The sequence below is a fragment of the Corynebacterium sp. HMSC078A10 genome, assembly GCF_001811565.1.
Taxonomy (GTDB): Bacteria; Actinomycetota; Actinomycetes; order Mycobacteriales; family Mycobacteriaceae; genus Corynebacterium; species Corynebacterium hesseae.
The window spans coordinates 82,180-101,667 of record NZ_KV805185.1; the positions used below are offsets into that span (position 1 = coordinate 82,180).

General features: G+C 60.7%; 15 protein-coding genes and 1 pseudogene. 7 read left to right on the forward strand and 9 right to left on the reverse strand.

Translation table 11 applies throughout. From position 1 onward, the window contains the following. Positions 1-131 precede the first annotated feature (131 nt). Complete coding sequence (locus tag HMPREF2808_RS02260) at positions 132-1,763, reverse strand: ABC-F family ATP-binding cassette domain-containing protein (protein ID WP_070524251.1); 1,632 nt, start codon at positions 1,761-1,763, stop codon at positions 132-134. Between the two features lie 161 nt (positions 1,764-1,924). Here HMPREF2808_RS02260 and HMPREF2808_RS02265 point away from each other — a divergent pair, with 161 nt between their 5' ends. Further along, positions 1,925-3,937, forward strand: a complete 2,013-nt coding sequence (locus HMPREF2808_RS02265; protein ID WP_070623461.1) for a fructose-specific PTS transporter subunit EIIC — start codon at positions 1,925-1,927, stop codon at positions 3,935-3,937. On the opposite strand, the gene HMPREF2808_RS02270 is transcribed toward HMPREF2808_RS02265, so the two are convergent. Genes HMPREF2808_RS02270 through HMPREF2808_RS02300 form a run of 7 tightly spaced genes read right to left on the reverse strand, consistent with a single transcriptional unit; the run spans position 3,934 to position 10,208 of the window. Continuing rightward, positions 3,934-4,359 (reverse strand): metal-sulfur cluster assembly factor, encoded by a 426-nt coding sequence (locus tag HMPREF2808_RS02270; RefSeq protein ID WP_070524254.1) that lies wholly within the window; start codon positions 4,357-4,359, stop codon positions 3,934-3,936. The two genes, HMPREF2808_RS02265 and HMPREF2808_RS02270, sit on opposite strands and share 4 nt — an antisense overlap. Beyond that, the gene (gene sufU, locus HMPREF2808_RS02275) at positions 4,360-4,809 is read right to left on the reverse strand and encodes a Fe-S cluster assembly sulfur transfer protein SufU (protein WP_070623464.1); all 450 of its coding nucleotides are present in this window, start codon (positions 4,807-4,809) and stop codon (positions 4,360-4,362) included. Then, the gene (locus tag HMPREF2808_RS02280; protein ID WP_070623467.1) at positions 4,806-6,053 is read right to left on the reverse strand and encodes a cysteine desulfurase; all 1,248 of its coding nucleotides are present in this window, start codon (positions 6,051-6,053) and stop codon (positions 4,806-4,808) included. The genes sufU and HMPREF2808_RS02280 overlap by 4 nt, the downstream gene beginning before the upstream one ends. Positions 6,054-6,112: 59 nt before the next feature. Then, positions 6,113-6,871 (reverse strand): Fe-S cluster assembly ATPase SufC, encoded by a 759-nt coding sequence (gene sufC, locus HMPREF2808_RS02285; protein WP_070524257.1) that lies wholly within the window; start codon positions 6,869-6,871, stop codon positions 6,113-6,115. A gap of 27 nt (positions 6,872-6,898) precedes the next feature. Then, on the reverse strand, positions 6,899-8,089 hold the full coding sequence (gene sufD, locus HMPREF2808_RS02290) for a Fe-S cluster assembly protein SufD (protein WP_070564479.1): 1,191 nt from the start codon (positions 8,087-8,089) through the stop codon (positions 6,899-6,901). Next, complete coding sequence (sufB, locus tag HMPREF2808_RS02295; protein WP_070524260.1) at positions 8,090-9,535, reverse strand: Fe-S cluster assembly protein SufB; 1,446 nt, start codon at positions 9,533-9,535, stop codon at positions 8,090-8,092. Positions 9,536-9,557: 22 nt separating this feature from the next. Then, positions 9,558-10,208 (reverse strand): helix-turn-helix transcriptional regulator, encoded by a 651-nt coding sequence (locus HMPREF2808_RS02300; RefSeq protein WP_154736555.1) that lies wholly within the window; start codon positions 10,206-10,208, stop codon positions 9,558-9,560. A gap of 198 nt (positions 10,209-10,406) precedes the next feature. Here HMPREF2808_RS02300 and mptB point away from each other — a divergent pair, with 198 nt between their 5' ends. The 5 genes and pseudogenes from mptB (at position 10,407) to HMPREF2808_RS02325 (ending at position 16,065) form a co-directional block, all read left to right on the forward strand. After that, positions 10,407-12,170, forward strand: coding sequence for a polyprenol phosphomannose-dependent alpha 1,6 mannosyltransferase MptB (mptB, locus tag HMPREF2808_RS02305; RefSeq protein ID WP_070596576.1), 1,764 nt, complete (start codon positions 10,407-10,409; stop codon positions 12,168-12,170). Positions 12,171-12,176: 6 nt separating this feature from the next. Next, positions 12,177-13,091 (forward strand): ABC transporter ATP-binding protein, encoded by a 915-nt coding sequence (locus tag HMPREF2808_RS02310; protein ID WP_070596575.1) that lies wholly within the window; start codon positions 12,177-12,179, stop codon positions 13,089-13,091. Between the two features lie 45 nt (positions 13,092-13,136). After that, complete coding sequence (locus HMPREF2808_RS02315) at positions 13,137-13,898, forward strand: ABC transporter permease (protein ID WP_070596574.1); 762 nt, start codon at positions 13,137-13,139, stop codon at positions 13,896-13,898. 82 nt (positions 13,899-13,980) lie between these two features. Beyond that, positions 13,981-14,991 carry a COX15/CtaA family protein gene (locus HMPREF2808_RS02320; RefSeq protein WP_070596573.1) on the forward strand — a complete coding sequence of 337 codons (1,011 nt, stop codon included), beginning with the start codon at positions 13,981-13,983 and terminating at the stop codon, positions 14,989-14,991. Between the two features lie 102 nt (positions 14,992-15,093). Next, positions 15,094-16,065: pseudogene (locus HMPREF2808_RS02325) on the forward strand (quinone oxidoreductase). A 19-nt stretch (positions 16,066-16,084) separates the two neighbouring features. Here the strand turns inward: HMPREF2808_RS02325 and HMPREF2808_RS02330 are convergent. Beyond that, positions 16,085-17,029 (reverse strand): heme o synthase, encoded by a 945-nt coding sequence (locus tag HMPREF2808_RS02330; RefSeq protein WP_070524276.1) that lies wholly within the window; start codon positions 17,027-17,029, stop codon positions 16,085-16,087. A gap of 340 nt (positions 17,030-17,369) precedes the next feature. Between HMPREF2808_RS02330 and tkt the strand changes: the two genes are divergently transcribed. Next, a complete protein-coding gene (gene tkt, locus HMPREF2808_RS02335; RefSeq protein WP_210386340.1) occupies positions 17,370-19,445 on the forward strand; it encodes a transketolase in 2,076 nt (691 codons plus the stop codon). The last annotated feature ends 43 nt before the right edge of the window (positions 19,446-19,488 follow it).

Genomic DNA, 19,488 nt, shown 5'->3' on the forward strand with positions numbered 1-19,488 from the left:
GCCTTGAGCGGTGCGTGAGTGTGCCCCCGATTCTAGCGCACTATAGGTTTTATGGAAGGCCACGAAGTATCACGGTGACCAGAAGAACAAAGAGCGCTGCCGTTGCTGCAACCGGAGTAAGGAACTAGCCCCTAGGCCAATTCAACGATCTCCATGTATTCGTCGTTCCACAGATCCTCGTCGCCGTCAGGCATGATGATGACACGCTCTGGGTTGAGGGCCTTTACCGCGCCTGGGTCGTGGGTTACCAGAACTACGGCACCGGTATAAGTACCGAGCGCATCGAGAACCTGCTCGCGGGACTGGGGGTCGAGGTTGTTCGTGGGCTCGTCGAGAAGCAGCACATTTGCGCGCGAGGACACGAGCGTGGCCAAGGAAAGACGCGTCTTTTCACCGCCGGAGAGCGTGCCGGCGGGCTGCTCCAGCTTATCCCCGGAGAACATAAAGGCACCGAGCAGACCGCGCAAATCCTGCTGGCCTGCATCGGGGCAAGCCTCGATGGTGTTTTCCCACACGGTCTTGTCTGGGTCGATGTTGTCGTGTTCCTGGGCAAAGTAGCCGATGCGCAAACCATGGCCGGAGACAATACCGCCCTCACCGTCGGTGCGCTCCACGCCCGCTAGAAGCTTGAGCAGGGTCGTCTTTCCGGCACCGTTATAGCCCAGCACGACGACGCGCGAGCCCTTATCAATGGCCAAGTCCACGCCCGCGAAGACTTCAAGCGAGCCATACATCTTGGTCAGGCCCTTCGCGTTCATCGGGGTCTTACCGCAGGGAGCCGGCTCCGGGAACTTGATGTGGGCAACCTTGTCGGCCACACGCACGTCATCGAGCTCGTTCATCATGCGCTCAGCGCGGTGCAGCATCTGCTTAGCTGCTGCGGCCTTCGTCGCCTTAGCGCCGAGCTTTGCGGCCTGCTTGTGCAGGGCGGCCGCCTTCTTCTCCGCGTTGGCGCGCTCACGGCGGCGGCGGGCCTCATCGGTCGCACGGGCATCGAGATACTTTTTAAAGCCCATGTTGTAGACATCCGCCTCGGCGCGCACGGCGTCGAGGAACCAGACCTTGTTGCAGACGGCCTCGAGCAGGTCCACGTCGTGCGAGATCATGATGAGCCCGCCCTCATGCTTCGACAGGAAGCCGCGCAACCAGGTGATGGAATCTGCGTCGAGGTGGTTCGTGGGCTCGTCGAGAAGCAGCGTGGTCTGGGACTTGCCGGAGCCTGCCGACGCCGCGAAAAGAATCTGCGCCAGCTCCACGCGGCGGCGCTGGCCACCGGAGAGCGTCTTGAGCTGCTGATCCAAGACGCGCTGCGGGAGGCCAAGGTTGTCACAGATCTGTGCGCACTCGGAATCCGCCTCGTAGCCGCCGAGGGAATGGTACTCCTCTTCCAAGCGCGAGAACTTGCGGATGGCCTTATCGCGGAACTTGTCGTCCGTTGCCGTCTCCATGAGTTCCTGCTGCTTGGCCATGCGCCGCTTGATCTCATCGAGACCACGGGCCGAGAGCACGCGTTCGCGCGCGGTCTGTTCGATGTTGCCCTCGCGGGAATCCTGCGGCAGGTAACCAATGGGGCCAGAGCGCGTTACCGAACCGCCATAAGGCTCGGTCTCCCCCGCCAAGATGCGCATCGTCGTGGTCTTTCCTGCGCCGTTGCGGCCGACCAGCCCGATGCGGTCACCCGGCTGTACGCGGAGGTGCTGGCCGGGGGCGTCGAGAAGCGTGCGTGCGCCCACGCGCACCTCGAAATCATTGGTCACAATCACGTCGAAACAGTCTAGCAACCAGGGCAGTTAAACCCGAACCAGCGGCAGGGCGCTGATCGACGTAAAGCTAACGGTACGGAGGATAAGTCATCTGGAAATTCGTGGCCCGGATTCGGCGCGCTTGACCTATACAAGATGAAAGATGTGCCTACATTGACATCATGAGTACATCAGCCACATCGAAACCGCCATTAATCCTCGCGATTACCGCCTGCCCAACTGGTATTGCGCATACCTACATGGCGGCTGAAAACCTCGAGGCCGCTGCCGCGGAACTTGGTTACCGGATCAAAGTTGAGACCCACGGCTCAATCGGTGTCGAAGGCACCTTTAGCGCTAAGGACATCGAAGAAGCCGATGCCATCGTAATTGGCGCCGACACTGTGATTGCCAAGGATCGTTTCCGCGGCAAGCGCTTGGCAGCAACGGGCGTCGATGAAGCTATTAAGCACCCAAAGGAGCTCCTCCGCCGTTCGCTGTCCGCGTCGAAATGGGAAGAAAAGTTTTCTGCCGAAGAGCCGAAGGGATCTCAGCGCGAGGACAGCTCCGGCAGTGCCCATGGCGCGCGCGCCGTGGGACAGACCCTCTATAAAGCGCTGATGAACGGCGTATCCCACATGATCCCGTTCGTGGTGACCGGCGGTCTCCTCATCGCAGTAGCACTGTCAATTGGAGGAACCCCGACGCCCGAAGGCTTGGCAATTCCCGAGGATTCCTTCTGGAATACGCTGAACGAGCTGGGTGGTTTGGCCTTTTCACTCATGGTGCCGATTCTTTCCGGCTATATCGCAGTGGGCATTGCGGACCGTCCTGGGTTGGCGCCTGGTCTGATTACTGGCCTCATCGCTACGACTGGATCACTCTACGGATCTGAAGCCGGTGCCGGGTTCTTGGGGGGTATCGTCACCGGCATCCTGTCTGGCTATGTGGCGCTCGGGATCAAGAAGATTCCGGTGAATAAATACATTGCCCCGATTTGGCCGATCATCGTTATCCCGATTTTCACCACCCTCATTGTGGGTCTTATCTTCATTTACCTGGTCGGCGCACCGATAGCTGGCGCATTTGAAGCCATGACCGAGTACCTCGCAGGAATGCAAGGCTCATCTGTCGTTGTGCTTGGTCTCGTTATCGGGGCGATGATCGCTTTTGACATGGGCGGCCCCTTCAACAAGACAGCGTTCCTCTTTGGCGGAGGCATGATTGCCGCTGGTAATGCAGCCCCTATGGGCATGGCCGCTACCGCTATCGCTGTACCACCATTGGCGGTGGGCGCTGCCACCCTTGCCCGCCGTGCCTGGTTTAATAAGGCCGAAAAAGACGCCGGTATCGCCGCGCTTTTCATGGGGCTATTCGGCATTACGGAAGGCGCAATTCCCCTTGCCGCTGCACGCCCTCTGCAGGTCATTCCGGCGAACGTCATCGGCGGTGCGGTTGCCGGTGGCCTAGCAGGCGCATTCGGAGTTAAAGACCATGTCATGCACGGCGGCCCCATCGTCGCAGTGCTCGGTGCTGTCGACAACGTCGTGGGCTTCTTCGTGGCATTGCTTATTGGCGTTGTCGTCTGTGCATCAGTCATGCTCCTCTTAATCGCACTTACTCAGCATAAGAAAACGACAGAGAAGAATGAGAGCAAGAGCGACCAGGGCGCTGCGGACAAAGCTTCAGCAAACGCGGCGGAAAGCTCGCATCTGGGACAACCACTGCTGTCTATCGAAACGGTGAGCCTCGACCACAGTCTGGGCAGTACTCGCGACGAAACCATCGAAGCACTAGTGCGGCTAGTTTCTCCTCGCTTTGCTGATCCTTCTGCGGTGCTCACAGCGGCTCTTGAGCGCGAGACGAAGCACTCTACCGGCGTGGGCCATGGCGTGGCGATCCCGCATGCCCGTTCAGCTGGCGTGAAGGTTCCTACCTTGGCTTTTGCACGTCTTCCCGAAGCAATCACGTGGGCACAGGGTGAGGAGCCCACAACGATGGTGTTCCTCATTGCCGTGCCAGACGACGCCGGCAAGCAACACCTCAAGCTGCTTTCCAAGCTGGCACGGGCAATCATGAAGGAGGACTTCCGCGTTCGCCTTCAGTCCGCTACAACCCAAGAAGAAGCCGTCGATATCATCTCCTCGGCGCTGGATCCGGCGTCCTTGCCCACTGTGGGGCAGCGAAACGATTAGACCGCGAAGCCGAGGGCCTGGAGCATCTCGCGGCCCTCTTCGGTGATCATGTTCGGGCCCCACGGCGGCATCCACACCCAGTTGAGCTGGACGGCGTCGGCAAGCTTGTTGCCCACGACGACGTCGTCGATCTGCTCACCGATGACGTCAGTCAGCGGGCACGCAGGGGACGTCAGCGTCATGTTGATGACGCAGGTGTTCTTACCGTCAATGTCCTCGAGCCAGAGGTCGTAGACCAGGCCCAAGTCAACAACGTTGATGCCCAGCTCCGGATCGATGACGTCCCGGAGGTATTCGGTGATGTCGAATGCCTTGGCAATCTGCTCTTCGGTCTGTTCAGGCTTTACTCCGCCGCCGGCGAAGGAGGCGTTCTCGTCCTGATACGGGTCGGTCGGCTGGCTATCGTTAGTGGTATCCGCCATCTACTTCTCCAATTCAGTCAGCGCCTGCGCGGTGGCAGCATGGAAGGCCTTCCACCCCAGCAGCGCGCACTTAACACGGGCAGGGAACTTGGCCACGCCGGCAAAAGCGACGCCATCCCCAATGATCTCGTCGTCTCCCTCAATTTCGCCGCGGGAAGTCACCATGCGGTCAAACTCCTCGAGCTTGGCGTTGGCCTCCTCCAACGGGATGCCTACGATTTCTTCCGCCATGACGGAGGTCGAAGCCTGCGAGATAGAGCAGCCTTCAGCGTCGTAGGACACGTCCTCCACAGTCTTGCCGTCGGCCGACAGCTTCACGCGCAGCGTGATCTCATCGCCGCACGAGGGGTTAACGTGGTGAACCTCAGCCTGGCCATCGCGCAGGCCGGAGAATTTCGGGTTCTTATAGTGGTCCAGGATCACATCCTGGTACATGGAATCTAGGTTCATTCGCTCACTCCAAAGAAAGCACGGGCAGCCCGCACCGCCTCTACGAGGGCGTCGACCTCGTCCTCAGTGTTGTACAGGTAAAAGCTAGCGCGTGCGGTCGAATTAGCCTTGCACGCGCGGTGCAGTGGCCACGCGCAGTGGTGACCAGTTCGGATGGACACTCCATGAGCATCAAGCACCTGGCCCAAATCATGCGGGTGGATGCCCTCCACGATGAAGGAGACCGCTCCCCCGCGATCCTCGGTGTTTTTGGGGCCGATGATGCGTAGACCAGGAATCTCGGAAAGCTTGTCCAAAGCCAATGCGGTGAGCTTCTGCTCGTGGGCGTGGATGGCCTCCATGCCCACTTCGCTCAAAAACTTCACCGCGGCCCCCAGACCAACGACCTGGCTGGTCATCTGAGTTCCGGCCTCGAAGCGAGTCGGCGGCTCGGCAAAGGTCGAGCCCTCCATCTTGACCACCTCGATCATGGAACCGCCAGTAAGGAAGGGCGGCAGCTGTGCCAGCAGCTCCGCCTTGCCGTAGAGCACACCGACGCCGGTCGGGCCGCACATCTTGTGCCCAGAGAACGCGGCGAAGTCCACGTCGAGAGCGTGGAAGTCCACCGGCATGTGCGGAACGGACTGGCACGCGTCCAGAACCACCATGGCGCCTACAGCGCGGGCACGGCGCACCAGTTCCTCAACGGGGGCCACGGCTCCCGTCACGTTGGACTGGTGGGTAAAAGCCACGACCTTGACGGAGTCATCGAGCTCGAGCGAATCGAGATCAATGCGGCCGTCCTCAGTCATGGAGTACCACTTCAGCGTCGCACCAGTGCGCTGGCACAGCTCCTGCCACGGAACCAAGTTCGCATGGTGCTCCAATTCGGTGACGACGACGGTATCGCCCTCGCCGACATAAAGCTGCCCCGCGCGCTCATCGCTAAGCACGTAGGCAACTTCATTCAACGCCTCAGTGGCGTTCTTGGTGAAGGAAATCTCATCGCGGTCCGCGCCAACGAAAGCGGCAATGGCCTGGCGGGCGGACTCATACGCGTCATCGGCTTCCTCCGCCAACTGGTAGGAGCCGCGGTGCACCGGCGCATTGGTGCCGAGTACGAACTCCTCCTCGGCCTTCCACACTGGGAGGGGACGTTGCGAGGTCGCACCCGAATCCAGGTACACCATTGGCTTACCGTCGCGCACGGTGCGCGAGAGGATGGGGAATTGCTCCCTGATCGCATTAACGTCTAGTTCAGACATAGGTCCTTGTGCTCGGTTCTTTATCGATTGCGTACGTGGTGTGTGCAGCCTGATGAGTTCTACTTGAGGAACTGCTCGTAGCCGTCCGCCTCAAGCTGATCAGCCAGCTCGGCGCCACCGGTCTTGATGACGTGTCCGTCTGCGAAGACGTGGACAAAGTCCGGGACGACGTAGTTAAGGATGCGCTTGTAGTGCGTGATGAGGAGGATGCCACCCTTGGTTTCTTCCTGGTAGCGGTTAATACCCTCGGAAACCACGCGCAGGGCGTCGACGTCCAGGCCGGAGTCGGTCTCATCCATGACTGCGAACTTCGGCTTCAGGATGTCCAGCTGCATGACCTCGTGGCGCTTCTTCTCACCGCCGGAAAAACCTTCGTTCACGGAACGGTGGGCGAAGGACTTGTCGATGGAGAGCTTCTCACGAGCTTCTGTGAGCTCCTTGTTCCACTCGCGCAGCTTCGGGGCCTCGCCACGAATAGCAGTCACGGCAGAGCGCATGAACTGCGACATCTTCACGCCCGGCACCTCGGTCGGGTACTGCATGGCGAGGAAGAGGCCAGCGCGGGCGCGCTCATCAACTTCCATCTCGAGGATGTTTTCGCCGTCGAGGAGCACCTCGCCCTCAGTAACCTCGTACTTGGGGTGGCCGGCAATGACGTAGGACAGGGTGGACTTGCCGGAGCCATTGGGCCCCATGACGGCATGGGTCTCACCGGAGTTGATGGTCAGGTTGACGCCCTTGAGGATCTCCTTCGGCTCGCCGTCCTCCTCGTTGGGGAGCACCTGCGCGTGGAGATTCTTAATTTCCAGAGTAGACATTGAGTTGGTACCTGCTTTCGGGGAGTTTTAAGCGTTGATCTTGGCGAGCTCGTCGACGACGCGGGATTCCAGTTCCTCGCGCAGGGACTCGACCGGGATGCGTGAGATGACTTCGGAGAAGAAGCCGCGGATGATGAGGCGGCGTGCCTCGGCGGCCGGAATGCCGCGGGACATGAGGTAGAACAGCTCGAGGTCATCGAAGCGGCCCACAGTTGCGGCATGGCCGGCGCCGACGATCTCACCGGTCTGGATCTCCAGGTTCGGGATGGCGTCTGCACGTGCGCCCTCGGTGAGAATCAGGTTGTTGTTCGTCTCATAGGTGTCCGTGTTGTTCGCGTTCTTGCGGATGAGCACGTCACCGACCCAGCAGGTGCGGGCCTCCGGGGTGCGGGAAGCGGAGCCAGCCTCGGCCTTCTGCGCGGACGTAGCGCCCTGCAGCGCGCCCTTGTAGAAAACGCGGGAGCGGCAGTTCGGCACATCGTGGTCCACCAGCAGACGGTTCTCAAAGTACTGGCCGGCATCGGCGAAGTAGACGCCCAGCAGTTCGGCATCGCCGCCCGGGGCGTCGAAAACCACGCGTGGAACGAGGCGCACAATCTCGCCGCCGAAGATGGCGGTGTTGTGGCGCAGGACGGCGTCGCGGCCCACCTTCGCGATCTGGTGGGACAGGTGGACGGCGTCATCTTCCCAATCAGCGTCAACGACGACGGTGACGTGGGCGCCGTCGCCCAACACGAATTCAACATTGTCCGCGTGGGTGCCGGAGCCGACGTACTTCAGCACGATGGTGGCTTCGGCGTGGTGTCCCACGTGGATGGAGGTCGCACCAAAGGAGGTCACGCCCTCACCAGCACCGGTAATGGTGATCTCCACCGGCTGGTCCAACTGTGCCTCAGCGTCCACAGTGACAACCTGTGCTTCCGGCATGGAAGTCCAGGCCTGTGCGGCAACACGGTCAGCAGGGGCGCCAGCGGTGCCAAGGCGGGCGTCGTCAGGCGCGACGGTTTCGGAGGTTACGCCTTCCGGAGCGGTGACGTCGATCTTCTGTGCGGTCGCCGGCGCAAACTCACCGTTGTGCAGGCCCCGCAGGTTACGCAGGGCGATAAAGCGCCACACCTCATCGCGGCCATGCGGGACCGGGAAGTCCTCCACATTGAATGACGTGAACTGGTCACCCTTGGTGACGTCAGCAGGATTAAATTCGTTGGAAGCTACCATTTAGCCCACCGATCCTTCCATCTGCAGCTCGATAAGACGGTTGAGCTCCAATGCGTATTCCATGGGGAGCTCCTTTGCAATCGGCTCAACGAAGCCGCGCACGATCATCGCCATGGCCTCTTCCTCGGCGATACCGCGGGACATGAGGTAGAACAACTGCTCCTCGGAGACCTGCGAGACGGTCGCCTCGTGGCCCAAGGTGACGTGGTCGTTACGGATATCGTTGTACGGATACGTATCCGAACGCGAGTTATTGTCCACCAGCAGCGCGTCACACTCGACGTTGGCCGTGGAGTTGGCAGCGTTGGCGTTGACCTGCACCAAACCACGGTAAGCGGCGCGGCCACCATTGCGGGCCACCGATTTGGACACAATGTTGGAGGAGGTGTTCGGCGCCATGTGGACCATCTTGGAGCCGGTGTCCTGCACCTGGTTGTCCGCAGCGAAAGCCAGGGACAGAACCTCGCCCTTAGCGTGCTCGCCGGTCAGCCAGCAGGAGGGGTACTTCATGGTGACCTTGGAACCGATGTTGCCATCGACCCATTCCATGGTGCCGCCCTCTTCCACCTTGGCGCGCTGGGTCACCAAGTTATAGACGTTGGTGGACCAGTTCTGAATGGTGGTATAACGGCAGCGGCCGCCCTTCTTCACGACGATCTCGATGACACCGGTGTGCAGTGAGTCCGAGTTGTAGATCGGAGCGGTGCAGCCCTCGATGTAGTGGACGTAGGCGTCCTCTTCCACGATGATGAGGGTGCGCTCGAACTGGCCCATGTTCTCCGTGTTGATGCGGAAGTAAGCCTGCAACGGGATGTCCACGTGGACGCCCTTCGGCACATAGACGAAGGAGCCACCAGACCAGCAGGCATTGTTCAGTGCGGAGAACTTATTGTCACCGGCCGGGATGACCGTGCCGAAGTACTCCTGGAGGATCTCCGGGTACTCGCGCACAGCAGTATCGGTATCGACGAAGATAACGCCCTGGGCTTCGAGGTCCTCACGAATCTTGTGGTAGACCACCTCGGACTCGTACTGGGCGGCAACACCGGAGACTAGACGCTTCTTCTCGGCATCCGGGATACCCAGCTTGTCGTAGGTCTCCTTAATATCTGACGGCAGGTCATCCCAGGTTTGGGCCTGCTTCTCAGTGGAGCGGACAAAGTACTTAATGTTGTCAAAGTCGATGTCGGAGAGATCCGGGCCCCACGTAGGCACCGGCTTCTTGTTGAAAACGCGCAGTGCCTTGAGTCGGGACTCAAGCATCCATTCCGGCTCGTTCTTCTTCTCCGAGATATCGCGGACGACGTCTTCGCTCAAACCTCGGTGTGCTGCCTGGCCGGCCGCGTCCGAATCGTGCCAGCCGTAGTCATATCCACCGATGGAGGAGATGATCTCATCATCGCTCATCTTGGTCTCAAGCCCTGGTGCTGGTTGTGCCTGTGTCAAAGCCCGCTCCTTTCTATGTTGATTAGTCTTTTTCCCGTTCCACCGCAGACGGCGGGACAGGTTTTAAGGGGATATTCGTGGTGCAGATTCCGTGGCCATCCGCGATGGAGGCCAAGGGCTGCACATGTTTGCCTAATAGCGCGGAGAAAACTTCTTGTTCAGCTTCACACAACTCCGGATGCTCAGCAGCCACATGGGCCACCGGGCAATGGTGCTGGCAAATCTGCACTCCATTTCCCACCGATGTCACCGTGGCCGCGTAGCCGTGTGCATCAAGCACAGCGGCCAGCTGGCGTGCCACCTCAGGTACGGATTCTTCCTCCTCTACCAAAGGAGTCACGTCTTCCACGAGCCGCTCGAAGCGGGCCTTGGCAAAGCGCCGGACCGCCTCGGGCCCACCCGCTTCCCGCAACGCGGTGAGTGCTTCCGCCGCCAGTTGGTCATAGGCGTGCCCGAATTGGGCACGGCCTTGATCCGTGAGGCGGAAGTGCTTGGCGGGGCGACCACGGCCTGCCGACTGCCCGGGACGGGCTGCTGGGCGGCGGTGTACAACCTCGGTGAGTCCTTCCTCCACCAAAATGTCTAAGTGCCGGCGTATGCCGGCTGCAGAGAGACCTAGGCGTTCACCTAAGTACGACGCCGTCACCGGGCCGTCCTTGAGAAGCAACAACATGACGTGGCGGCGAGTATCGCCCTCGGTCGAGCGAGTCTCCCTGGGTAACTCCTTCGTCACGGTGCACACCTCCTTGAGTGAATCATTCCCTGTTTAGACAACACTAGTGTTCCTTAATTCATTCCCAATTTCCACTCTTTCATTCGTGTCGCGGGCAGCTAGTTCCCGCTCACCACTGAGCCGCTAAGGTAGACAGTCATGAATATGGAACGCGACTACACCCGATCGGGGCGACTGCCCCGCGTCATCTGGGGCGTGCGCGATGAGCTTCCCCGCATGGGTGTTCCTGGTTCCCGTTCCGCGCTCCTTCACCAAGACTTCCCCGACTCCGCCGAGGGCGCAGATCACGCCGCGCTTGGCGACGCCCACCGCCGCACCATCTCCCAGCTGCGTACACTGTTCACGCTTCGCTGGCTCGGCACGATCGGCGCATTGCTCATTGCACTCGGCGGCCTGGGCGCCGGCGCGCTCCCAGTGGTGGGAAACCCGTATGAGTCCTTACCTTTCGGTTCACTCATGTCACGAATGCTGCAGTCCTCCTCCGCCATCGTGTTTATCGGTGTCGGTTTCATGGTGACCGCGTGGATTTGTATGGCCCCACTCGTGGGAGCACCACTGCGCCTGCGCAAGGCCGAACATAATCCAAAGCTAACGGGCGACGGGGAAGATACGAGGTTTAGCCACTCCCCCCGAGTGCTGACGCAAAGCCAGATGTGGCGAACCTGGCTGGGATGGGTACTTCCACTACTGGTCACCGCTCCCCTTTTCACCCAAGACATCTACTCCTACCTGGCCAACGGATCCATCGTGCTGCAAGGCCTCGATCCCTATTCCGCAGGCCCCGTGGAACTTTTGGGCGCAGATAATGACCTTGCCCGTTCGGTCCCTTTCATCTGGGCAAACTCCCCCTCCCCGTATGGCCCTGTGGCGTTAGGACTGGCCGCATTGGTCAGCTGGCTCACCCACGACTCCATCATCTGGGGCGTAGTCCTTCACCGAGTGTTTTCCCTCGTCGGCATCATCGCTGCTGGCTGGGCCATTTCACGTCTCGCCGCCCGCTGCCGCGTGGCCCCAGAGGCAGCACTCTGGCTCGGCATCCTCAACCCCTTGACCATCCTTCACCTGGTAGGAGGCATTCACAATGAATCCTTCATGCTTGGGCTGGCTCTCGTCGGAGTGGAATTGGGCCTTCGGGCTGTCAACGATTCCCACGCCGCCCGTTGGCGGGTATGGGCACTGTTCATCGCGTCTGGCGTCCTCATTTCGTGCGCCGGCATGGTGAAGGTTACTGGCTTTATTGGACTTGGGTTTGTCGGGATGGCGGCTGCTCGCGGGCTCGTCGACAAGCACGGTGTGCCCGCCGTCCGGGCGGTCCTTGGCGCCGGTTTTGCCCAGCTGCTTCTGCTCGCCGTCTCTATTGCGGCAGTCACGATAGTCACGGGTATCGATATTGGATGGATCTTTGGTCAAGGCGGCGCGGCTACGATCCGTTCCTGGCTCTCTGCGACGACCTCCGTGGGCGTCGGCGCCGGCTTCCTCGGGATGCTGTTGGGTTTGGGTGATCACACCGAGGCCATTCTCAGCGTCACCCGCACTGTCGGCGTCATCATTGCCGCCGGTTTTATGCTCCGCATGCTGTATGCGACCTTCCGCGGAGCCATCCACCCGGTGGGCGGACTCGGTGTGTCCACCTTCGCGCTCGTGGTTTTCTTCCCAGTCGTCCAGCCCTGGTACATCCTGTGGGCGGTGCTGCCGCTCGCGGCGTGGGCAAACCGGCGCTTCTTCCGTATGGCGGTAATGATTTACTCCGGGTTGATGAGCTTCATCGTCCTACCGCGCGGGCTAGGCCTGCCCCCAGGCACGGTCTTCGTTATCTACTTGGCCGCTGTGGTGACGTTCGTAGCACTGATCGCTGCGGGGTGGGTTGCGTTGCGTCGAGCGGGCGTGCGTGTCTTAAACTAACTGCCCGTGACTAGATCGGCTCTCATTCTAGAAAACGTCATAAAGACCTATGGCGACGTCAACGCGGTAAATGGGCTGAGCTTCCGCGCTAATTACGGCGAGATTCTATGTCTGCTTGGCCCCAATGGTGCGGGCAAGACAACCACCATCGAGATGTGTGAGGGATTTAAGAAACCCACCTCCGGCCACATTGAGGTTCTGGGGCTTGACCCTGCACGCAACCCTGACGCGGTGCGCGCCCGCATTGGCATCATGCTGCAGGGCGGAGGTTCTTATTCCGGAATCAAGGTTAAGGAGATGCTGCAACTTAGCGCCTCCTATAACGACAATCCCTTAGACCCGGAATGGCTACTGGATACCCTAGGGCTGCGGGCGGTGGAAAAGAATAGTTACCGCCGTTTGTCGGGCGGGCAGCAACAGCGGCTTTCTCTCGCCTTGGCCATCATTGGACGTCCAGAATTGATCTTCCTCGATGAACCCACGGCAGGTATGGACGCGCAATCGCGCCTTGCCGTGTGGGATCTCATCCGTGCCTTGCGTGCAGATGGCGTGACAGTCATCCTCACCACGCACCTCATGGATGAAGCGGAAGCACTCAGCGACCGCGTCGTCATTATTGATCACGGCCAGCTCGTCGCCAGCGGCACCGCAGCGTCGCTGACGAGTTCCGCTGATATCCCACAGGTGAGTTTTGAGACCGCGACTCCAGTGGACCTTGAGGCGCTGCGTAAGGCAGGCATCTCCGCCGACGCTACCCGCCCTCTCCACTACCGACTCGCCTCTTCGGTCAGCCCGGAGGTCATCGCAGAGCTCGCCACGTTCTTAGCCGCGCACGACGTTGTCCTCCGCAACCTGCAAACCTCGCACCGTAACCTCGAAGAGGTCTTCCTAGATCTCACCGGCCGCGAGATGCGCAGTTAGCCCGCATCTGACACCTACCACTTTGTTTGATCAAGGAGAAGCTCCATGAGCACCTTCGCACCCGGCACATTCAGCCCGAATCCGCAGCGCGTTGGCGTTGCCGCCATGGCCCGTGCCCAAGGGGCAATCGAGTCAAAGCTGATGCTGCGGCACGGCGAGCAACAGCTACTGAGCATCATCATTCCGCTCGCTATCCTGATCGGCGCCGCCAAGATGCAGGACAGTACGGGCCACGGCGTAGAGGAGATCTTCCCCATGGTCCTAGCCGTCGGCACTACATCCTCTGGGTTTACCGGCCAAGCTATTTCTCTGGCTTTCGACCGTCGCTATGGCGCGCTCAAACGAACGGGCGCATCAGGAGTTCCGGCTTGGGCCATCGTGGTGGGAAAGATCCTTGGCGTTCTTTCAATGGTGGTACTTCAGGTCCTTGTACTGGGCACAGCAGCTGCCATCCTCGGGCTGCGTATTACTGCCGGCGGTGCCGCCATCGGTGTGGTGGTGTTGGCGTTTGGTGTTGCCACATTTACAGCGCTCGGCTTGCTGCTCGGCGGGACCCTCAGCTCTGAGGCTGTCCTGGCGGTGTCCAACCTCATTTGGTTCATTCTGCTCGGCACCGTCGGCTGGGTGATGTATTCTCAGGGTCTGGGCGATAATGGGGTACTCACGCTCGTACCCACTGTGGCGATGGCCGGTGGGCTCGACATCGCTCTTAAAGGAGCGTTCCCTGTCTTTGAGATCCTCCTCCTCATCGGTTGGTCAGCGGTAGCGTCGTTTGCAGCGGTGCGTTGGTTCCGCTTCGAGGGCTAAAAGTGATTCTTCTCCCTTGCACGGCGTGACGCACATACTGATTTTGGTTCCGGAGCGGTGCCGAACGGTAGGCTGAGTACCCGTGAGTACTGCCAACATTTCTTCTCAACGCACCCCTGCGCCTGCTACAAATCCTGCAGGCCCCTCGCTGAAGACACAGCGCATTATCGCACTCGTCCTCTTAATCTGTCAGGCTGGCATTACAGTATCGGGTTCCATCGTCCGCGTGACCGGTTCCGGCCTTGGTTGCGTGACGTGGCCCAACTGCCACCCCGGTTCCCTCGTCCCCATTCAAGGCGCGGCCCCCATGCTGCACCAAGCCATTGAATTCGGTAACCGGCTTTTGACCTTTGTTGTTGCGGCGGCGGCCATCGCCAGCATCGTGGCCGTTCACAAGGCGCAGCGCCGCAAGGAGCTCAAGGTCTATGCTTGGGCGGGGCTCGCAGGTATCTTCGTGCAGGCACTCATTGGCGCCCTGTCGGTCGTGCTGAAGCTTTCTTGGTGGAGCGTGGCAATTCACTTCCTCCCCTCTATGGCCCTGGTGTGGATTGCGGCCATGCTGTTCTCCCGCATCAACGAACCCGATGACGGAACCCCTACTCGCCTCTTCCCTGCCGCCGTGCGCACCCTCGCGGTCGTTGCTGCGGTAGCGCTCTCCATCGTGCTGCTGACCGGTACCTTTGTCACCGGCTCCGGAACACACTCCGGCGACGCTGGCGTGGGCATGGAGGGACGCCTCGGAGTCGATACCTATGGCATGGCCGTCATCCACGCTATCTGCATGTACGTCTACTTGGCGCTGACCCTCATCGTGGTCTTCCTCCTTCACCGCACTGGTGCGCCCAAGGCGGCCAGGAAGGACGGCTGGGTGCTCATTGCCTGCATCGTCATCCAATGGGCTCTTGGCGTAACGCAGTTCTACCTGCACATTCCACGCTGGACAGTCCCCTTCCACGTGGGCATGTCCTCGGTGGTTACGGCCTTCACCGCCCTACTGTGGGCGCATGGACTGCGCCGCGTCCGCACCACTGAAATTGCTTCCTCCAGCGCTACTCAAATTGGTGTCGAAAGCAGCTCCGCAACCCAAAGCTAGGGCAACCCGGTAGGTGCTCACAGCGCCGTCTTCCCCACCACGCTAGGAGGAAGGCGGCGCTTTTGCTGCGCGGGGGCCGGGATCTCGTTTAGCCTAGACACCATGCATGCTATTCAGGTGACCACGACCGGAGGGCCTGAGGTCCTCACCTACGCCGAGGTAGATTCCCCCACGCCATCGCAGGAGCAGTTGCTTGTCGACGTCTCCGTGGCCGGCGTCAACTACATCGACACCTACTACCGCGAAGGCATCTACAACGCCTCTGTGCCTTTCATCCTCGGCCTCGAAGGCACCGGCCGGGTTGTGCACGATCCCCAGGGGGAGATCGCCCCGGGCACGATGGTTGCCTGGGATCACGCATTCGGTTCCTATGCCGAGCAGGTCTGTGTGCCGCGCGACCGCGTGGTGGCCGTCCCGGATGAGATCCCGTCCGCTGTCGCAGGGTCTATGCTCCTCCAAGGCATGACGGCACACTACCTCACTCACGGTGTATATCAGCTTGGGGAAGGCGCATCGTGCCTGATTACCGCCGGTGCGGGCGGCGTCGGCCTAGTCCTTACGCAGATGGCCAAGTCCCTCGGCGCCACCGTTTACTCAGTGGTCTCCACCGATGAGAAAGAAGAGCTGGCCTATAGCGCAGGTGCTGACTGTGTCTTCCGCTACAGCAGTGGCCTGGCCGAACAGGTACGCCGCCACAACGGTGGGCGTGGGGTTGACGTGGTTTACGACGGCGTCGGCAAGGCGACCTTCGGCGAGTCCCTCGAAGTCGTGCGCCCGCGCGGTACTGTGGCGCTCTTCGGCGCCGCATCGGGACCAGTCCCGCCCATGGATCCGCAGCTGCTGAATAAGCACGGCTCCATCTTCCTCACCCGCCCCTAACTCGGCGCCTGGACCTCCCAAGAAGGCGAGTTCCAGATGCGCGCTCAGGCCGTGGTGCAGGCGGTTATCGACGGCGAGCTTGACTTCCGCGTATCTGCAGAATATCCGCTTGCAGAAGCCGCTCAGGCCCACCGCGACCTCCAAGAGCGCAAGACCACCGGCTCAATTGTTTTGCGCGTGCGGGAGGAAGAATAGCTAGATAAACACTAGCTAATTAAAAGAGCGTGGCTGACCAACCCAGCATGCGCCCGATGGGCTCCCAACCCACGATGGCGTCGATGGACAGGCCGATGAAAAGAACTGACAGATAGTTGTTGGAGTAGATAAACAGGCGCATGGGCTTGACCTTTGCGCCCTTCTTTACTCCTTGGTGCAGGCGGATGGCCATCCACAGGAAGACCGCACCGGAAGCCACCGCGGCCACCAGATAGATCCACGAAGCGGCCGGGATGATGAGGAAGGTTACGATGACCGTTCCGATTGTGTACCAAACGATTTGGCGAGTTACTTCCACTTCTCCGGCAACAACGGGCAACATCGGTACCCCAGCCTTGCGGTAGTCCTCTTTGTACTTCATTGCGAGTGCCCACGTGTGTGGTGGGGTCCAGAAGAAAATGATGAGGAACAACACCACGGCCTGCCACCACTTATCGGGCTCCCCCGCGGGCGCGTTATCCCGAATCACTGCCCAGCCCACCATGGCGGGCATACAGCCAGCGAGACCGCCCCACACGATGTTCTGGGAATTCCGCATCTTGAGGAACTTCGTGTAGACGATGACGTAGAAAAAGTTGGTCAACAGCACGAAGAACGCGGCCAGCCAAGAATGCGCCAGCACGCCCAGCCAAAAGACGGACAGCGCCAGCATGACCCAGGCGAAGGCAGCGGCATTGCGGCGCGCAATGGTCTTGCGCACCAGCGGGCGAGCGCGCGTACGTTGCATCTTCTGATCGATTTCATAGTCCACAACGTTGTTGAACGTGTGGGCTGCTGCGGCACCCATCCAGCCACCAAAGATGGTGGATAAGATGAGCCAGAAATTCGACGACACCGCCTCGAATCCACGCTGGGCCTGGAGCATAGCCGGGATTGCTGCCACGAGGAGGAGCTCAATGATCCTCGGTTTCGTTAGCGCAAAATAGGCCTTGATGGTCTCCAAGGAACAGTCCTCCGTAAATCCGGCACGTGGGTGAATGGCTTATTGGTCTGAAGTAGTGGTCGTCTGCTCGTGCTAGAAAGTTCCCAAGGACGTCTAGAACACATCCTGAAAACCTCGTGGCGAGAATCCAGATCATTCTCCGGAGAAAACTCGCCGGCCACTGGCCGATAGCAGGGAGCAACGGCGTCAACCATGCCAGATTACCGTCCGAAACCTGGTTTCTATAATCCCCCGCCGAGGATCGAAAAACCTTTACACTGATAAACGGTATATCTGTTTCCAGAAGCGAAGTGAGGTTTTCGCCGTGTCGCACGATAAGTTGTCCCCGGAACTGCAGGCTATGGTCCAGCGCCGCTACCCTTCGGACTGGAGTGACCTCGATACCCGCGCCGTGGATACTGTGCGCGTGCTAGCTGCCGACGCAGTCCAAAACTGCGGCTCCGGCCACCCGGGTACCGCTATGTCCCTGGCCCCGTTGGCCTACACGCTCTACCAACGCGTGCTAAACCACGATCCAGCAGACGCCCACTGGGCCGGGCGCGACCGCTTCGTCCTTTCCGTCGGACACTCGTCCCTGACGCAATACATTCAGCTCTTCCTCGGTGGCTTCGGCCTCGAGATGGAGGACCTCAAGTCCTTGCGCACCTGGGGTTCCAAGACGCCCGGCCACCCGGAGGTGCACCACACCGACGGCGTAGAAATCACTACCGGCCCGCTGGGCCAGGGCCTGGCCTCCGCGGTTGGTATGGCAATGGCCGCGCGCAAGGAGCGCGGATTGTTCGACGCCTCCGCCCCAGCGGGCGAGTCTCCCTTCGATCACTTCATCTACGTCATCGCCTCGGACGGTGACCTGCAGGAGGGCGTGACTGCTGAGGCTTCGTCCCTGGCGGGTACGCAGAAGCTGGGGAACCTCATCGTCTTCTGGGACGACAACCGCATCTCCATTGAGGACGACACCAACATTGCCTTCAATGAGGATGTGGCCAAGCGCTACGAGGCCTACGGCTGGCATGTGCAGACCGTCGAATCCGGCGAGGACGTTGAAGCCATCGAGGCAGCCGCCGCCGCTGCCCGCGCCGAGACCTCTCGGCCTTCCTTCATCCGTGTGAAGACGGTCATCGGCTACCCGGCACCGAACAAGATGAACACCGGTGGCGTCCACGGCGCCGCCCTCGGTGAGGATGAAGTCGCCGCCACCAAGGAAATCCTCGGGTTCGATCCCACACAGTCCTTCCACATCGACGAGGAAGTCCTCGCTCACACCCGTGAGCTGACTGCCCGCGGTGCACAGAAGCACGCCGAATGGCAGGAGAAGTTCGACGCATGGGCTGCGGCCCACCCGGAGGAAAAGAAGCTCTTCGACCGCCTCCAGGCCCGGGAACTTCCGGCTGACTTCGCCGCTGACCTTCCTACCTGGGAGGCAGGCGAATCTCTGGCCACTCGCAAGGCCTCTGAGGCCGCTATCCAAGCGCTCGCAGCCTCCCTGCCGGAGATGTGGGGCGGCTCCGCCGACCTGGCGGGTTCCAACAACACAGTCATCAAGGGTGCGGATTCCTTCGGCCCGGAGTCCATCACCACGGGCGCCTGGACGGCCACGCCTTACGGCCGCAACCTGCACTTCGGTATTCGTGAGCACGCCATGTCCGCAATCATGAATGGCATCGCGCTGCATGGTAATACCCGCGTTTACGGCGGTACCTTCCTCATCTTCTCCGAGTACCAGTACCCTGCCGTCCGCCTCGGTGCGCTCATGTCTACTGATACCTACTACGTGTGGACCCACGACTCGATTGGTCTGGGTGAGGACGGCCCCACCCACCAGCCGGTGGAGACGCTCTCTGCCCTCCGTGCCATCCCCAACCTCTCCGTCATCCGCCCGGCCGATGCCAATGAGACTGCCCAGGCATGGGCAGCGGCACTCGAATACAAGGCAGCGCCGAAGGGTTTGGCGCTGTCCCGACAGAACCTGCCCGTGCTCGAGGGCACCAAGGAGAAGGCCGCCGAAGGTGTTCGCCGCGGCGCCTACGTCCTCGTTGAAGCATCGAAGGAAACCCCGGACGTCATTCTCCTCGCCACCGGTTCCGAGGTTCAGCTCGCGGTAGAAGCCGCCAAGCAGCTCGAGGCTGAAGGCACGGCAACGCGCGTTGTCTCCGCTCCGTGCCTGGAGTGGTTCGACGAGCAGGACGCCTCCTACCGCGAATCGGTCCTTCCCTCCTCGGTCCGCGCTCGCGTCTCCGTGGAGGCTGGCATCTCGATGCCGTGGCACAAGTACACCGGTACTTTCGGCCGCACTGTATCCCTGGAACACTTCGGTGCCTCCGCACCGGCGGCGGAGCTCTTTGAGAAGTTCGGCTTCACCGCCGACGCTGTTGCCGACGCCGCCCGGGAATCACTGAACGCTGCCAAGGAAAGCTAGTTTCCCGTTCCGAGTTCTCACCACGAAAGGATCTGCACAACAC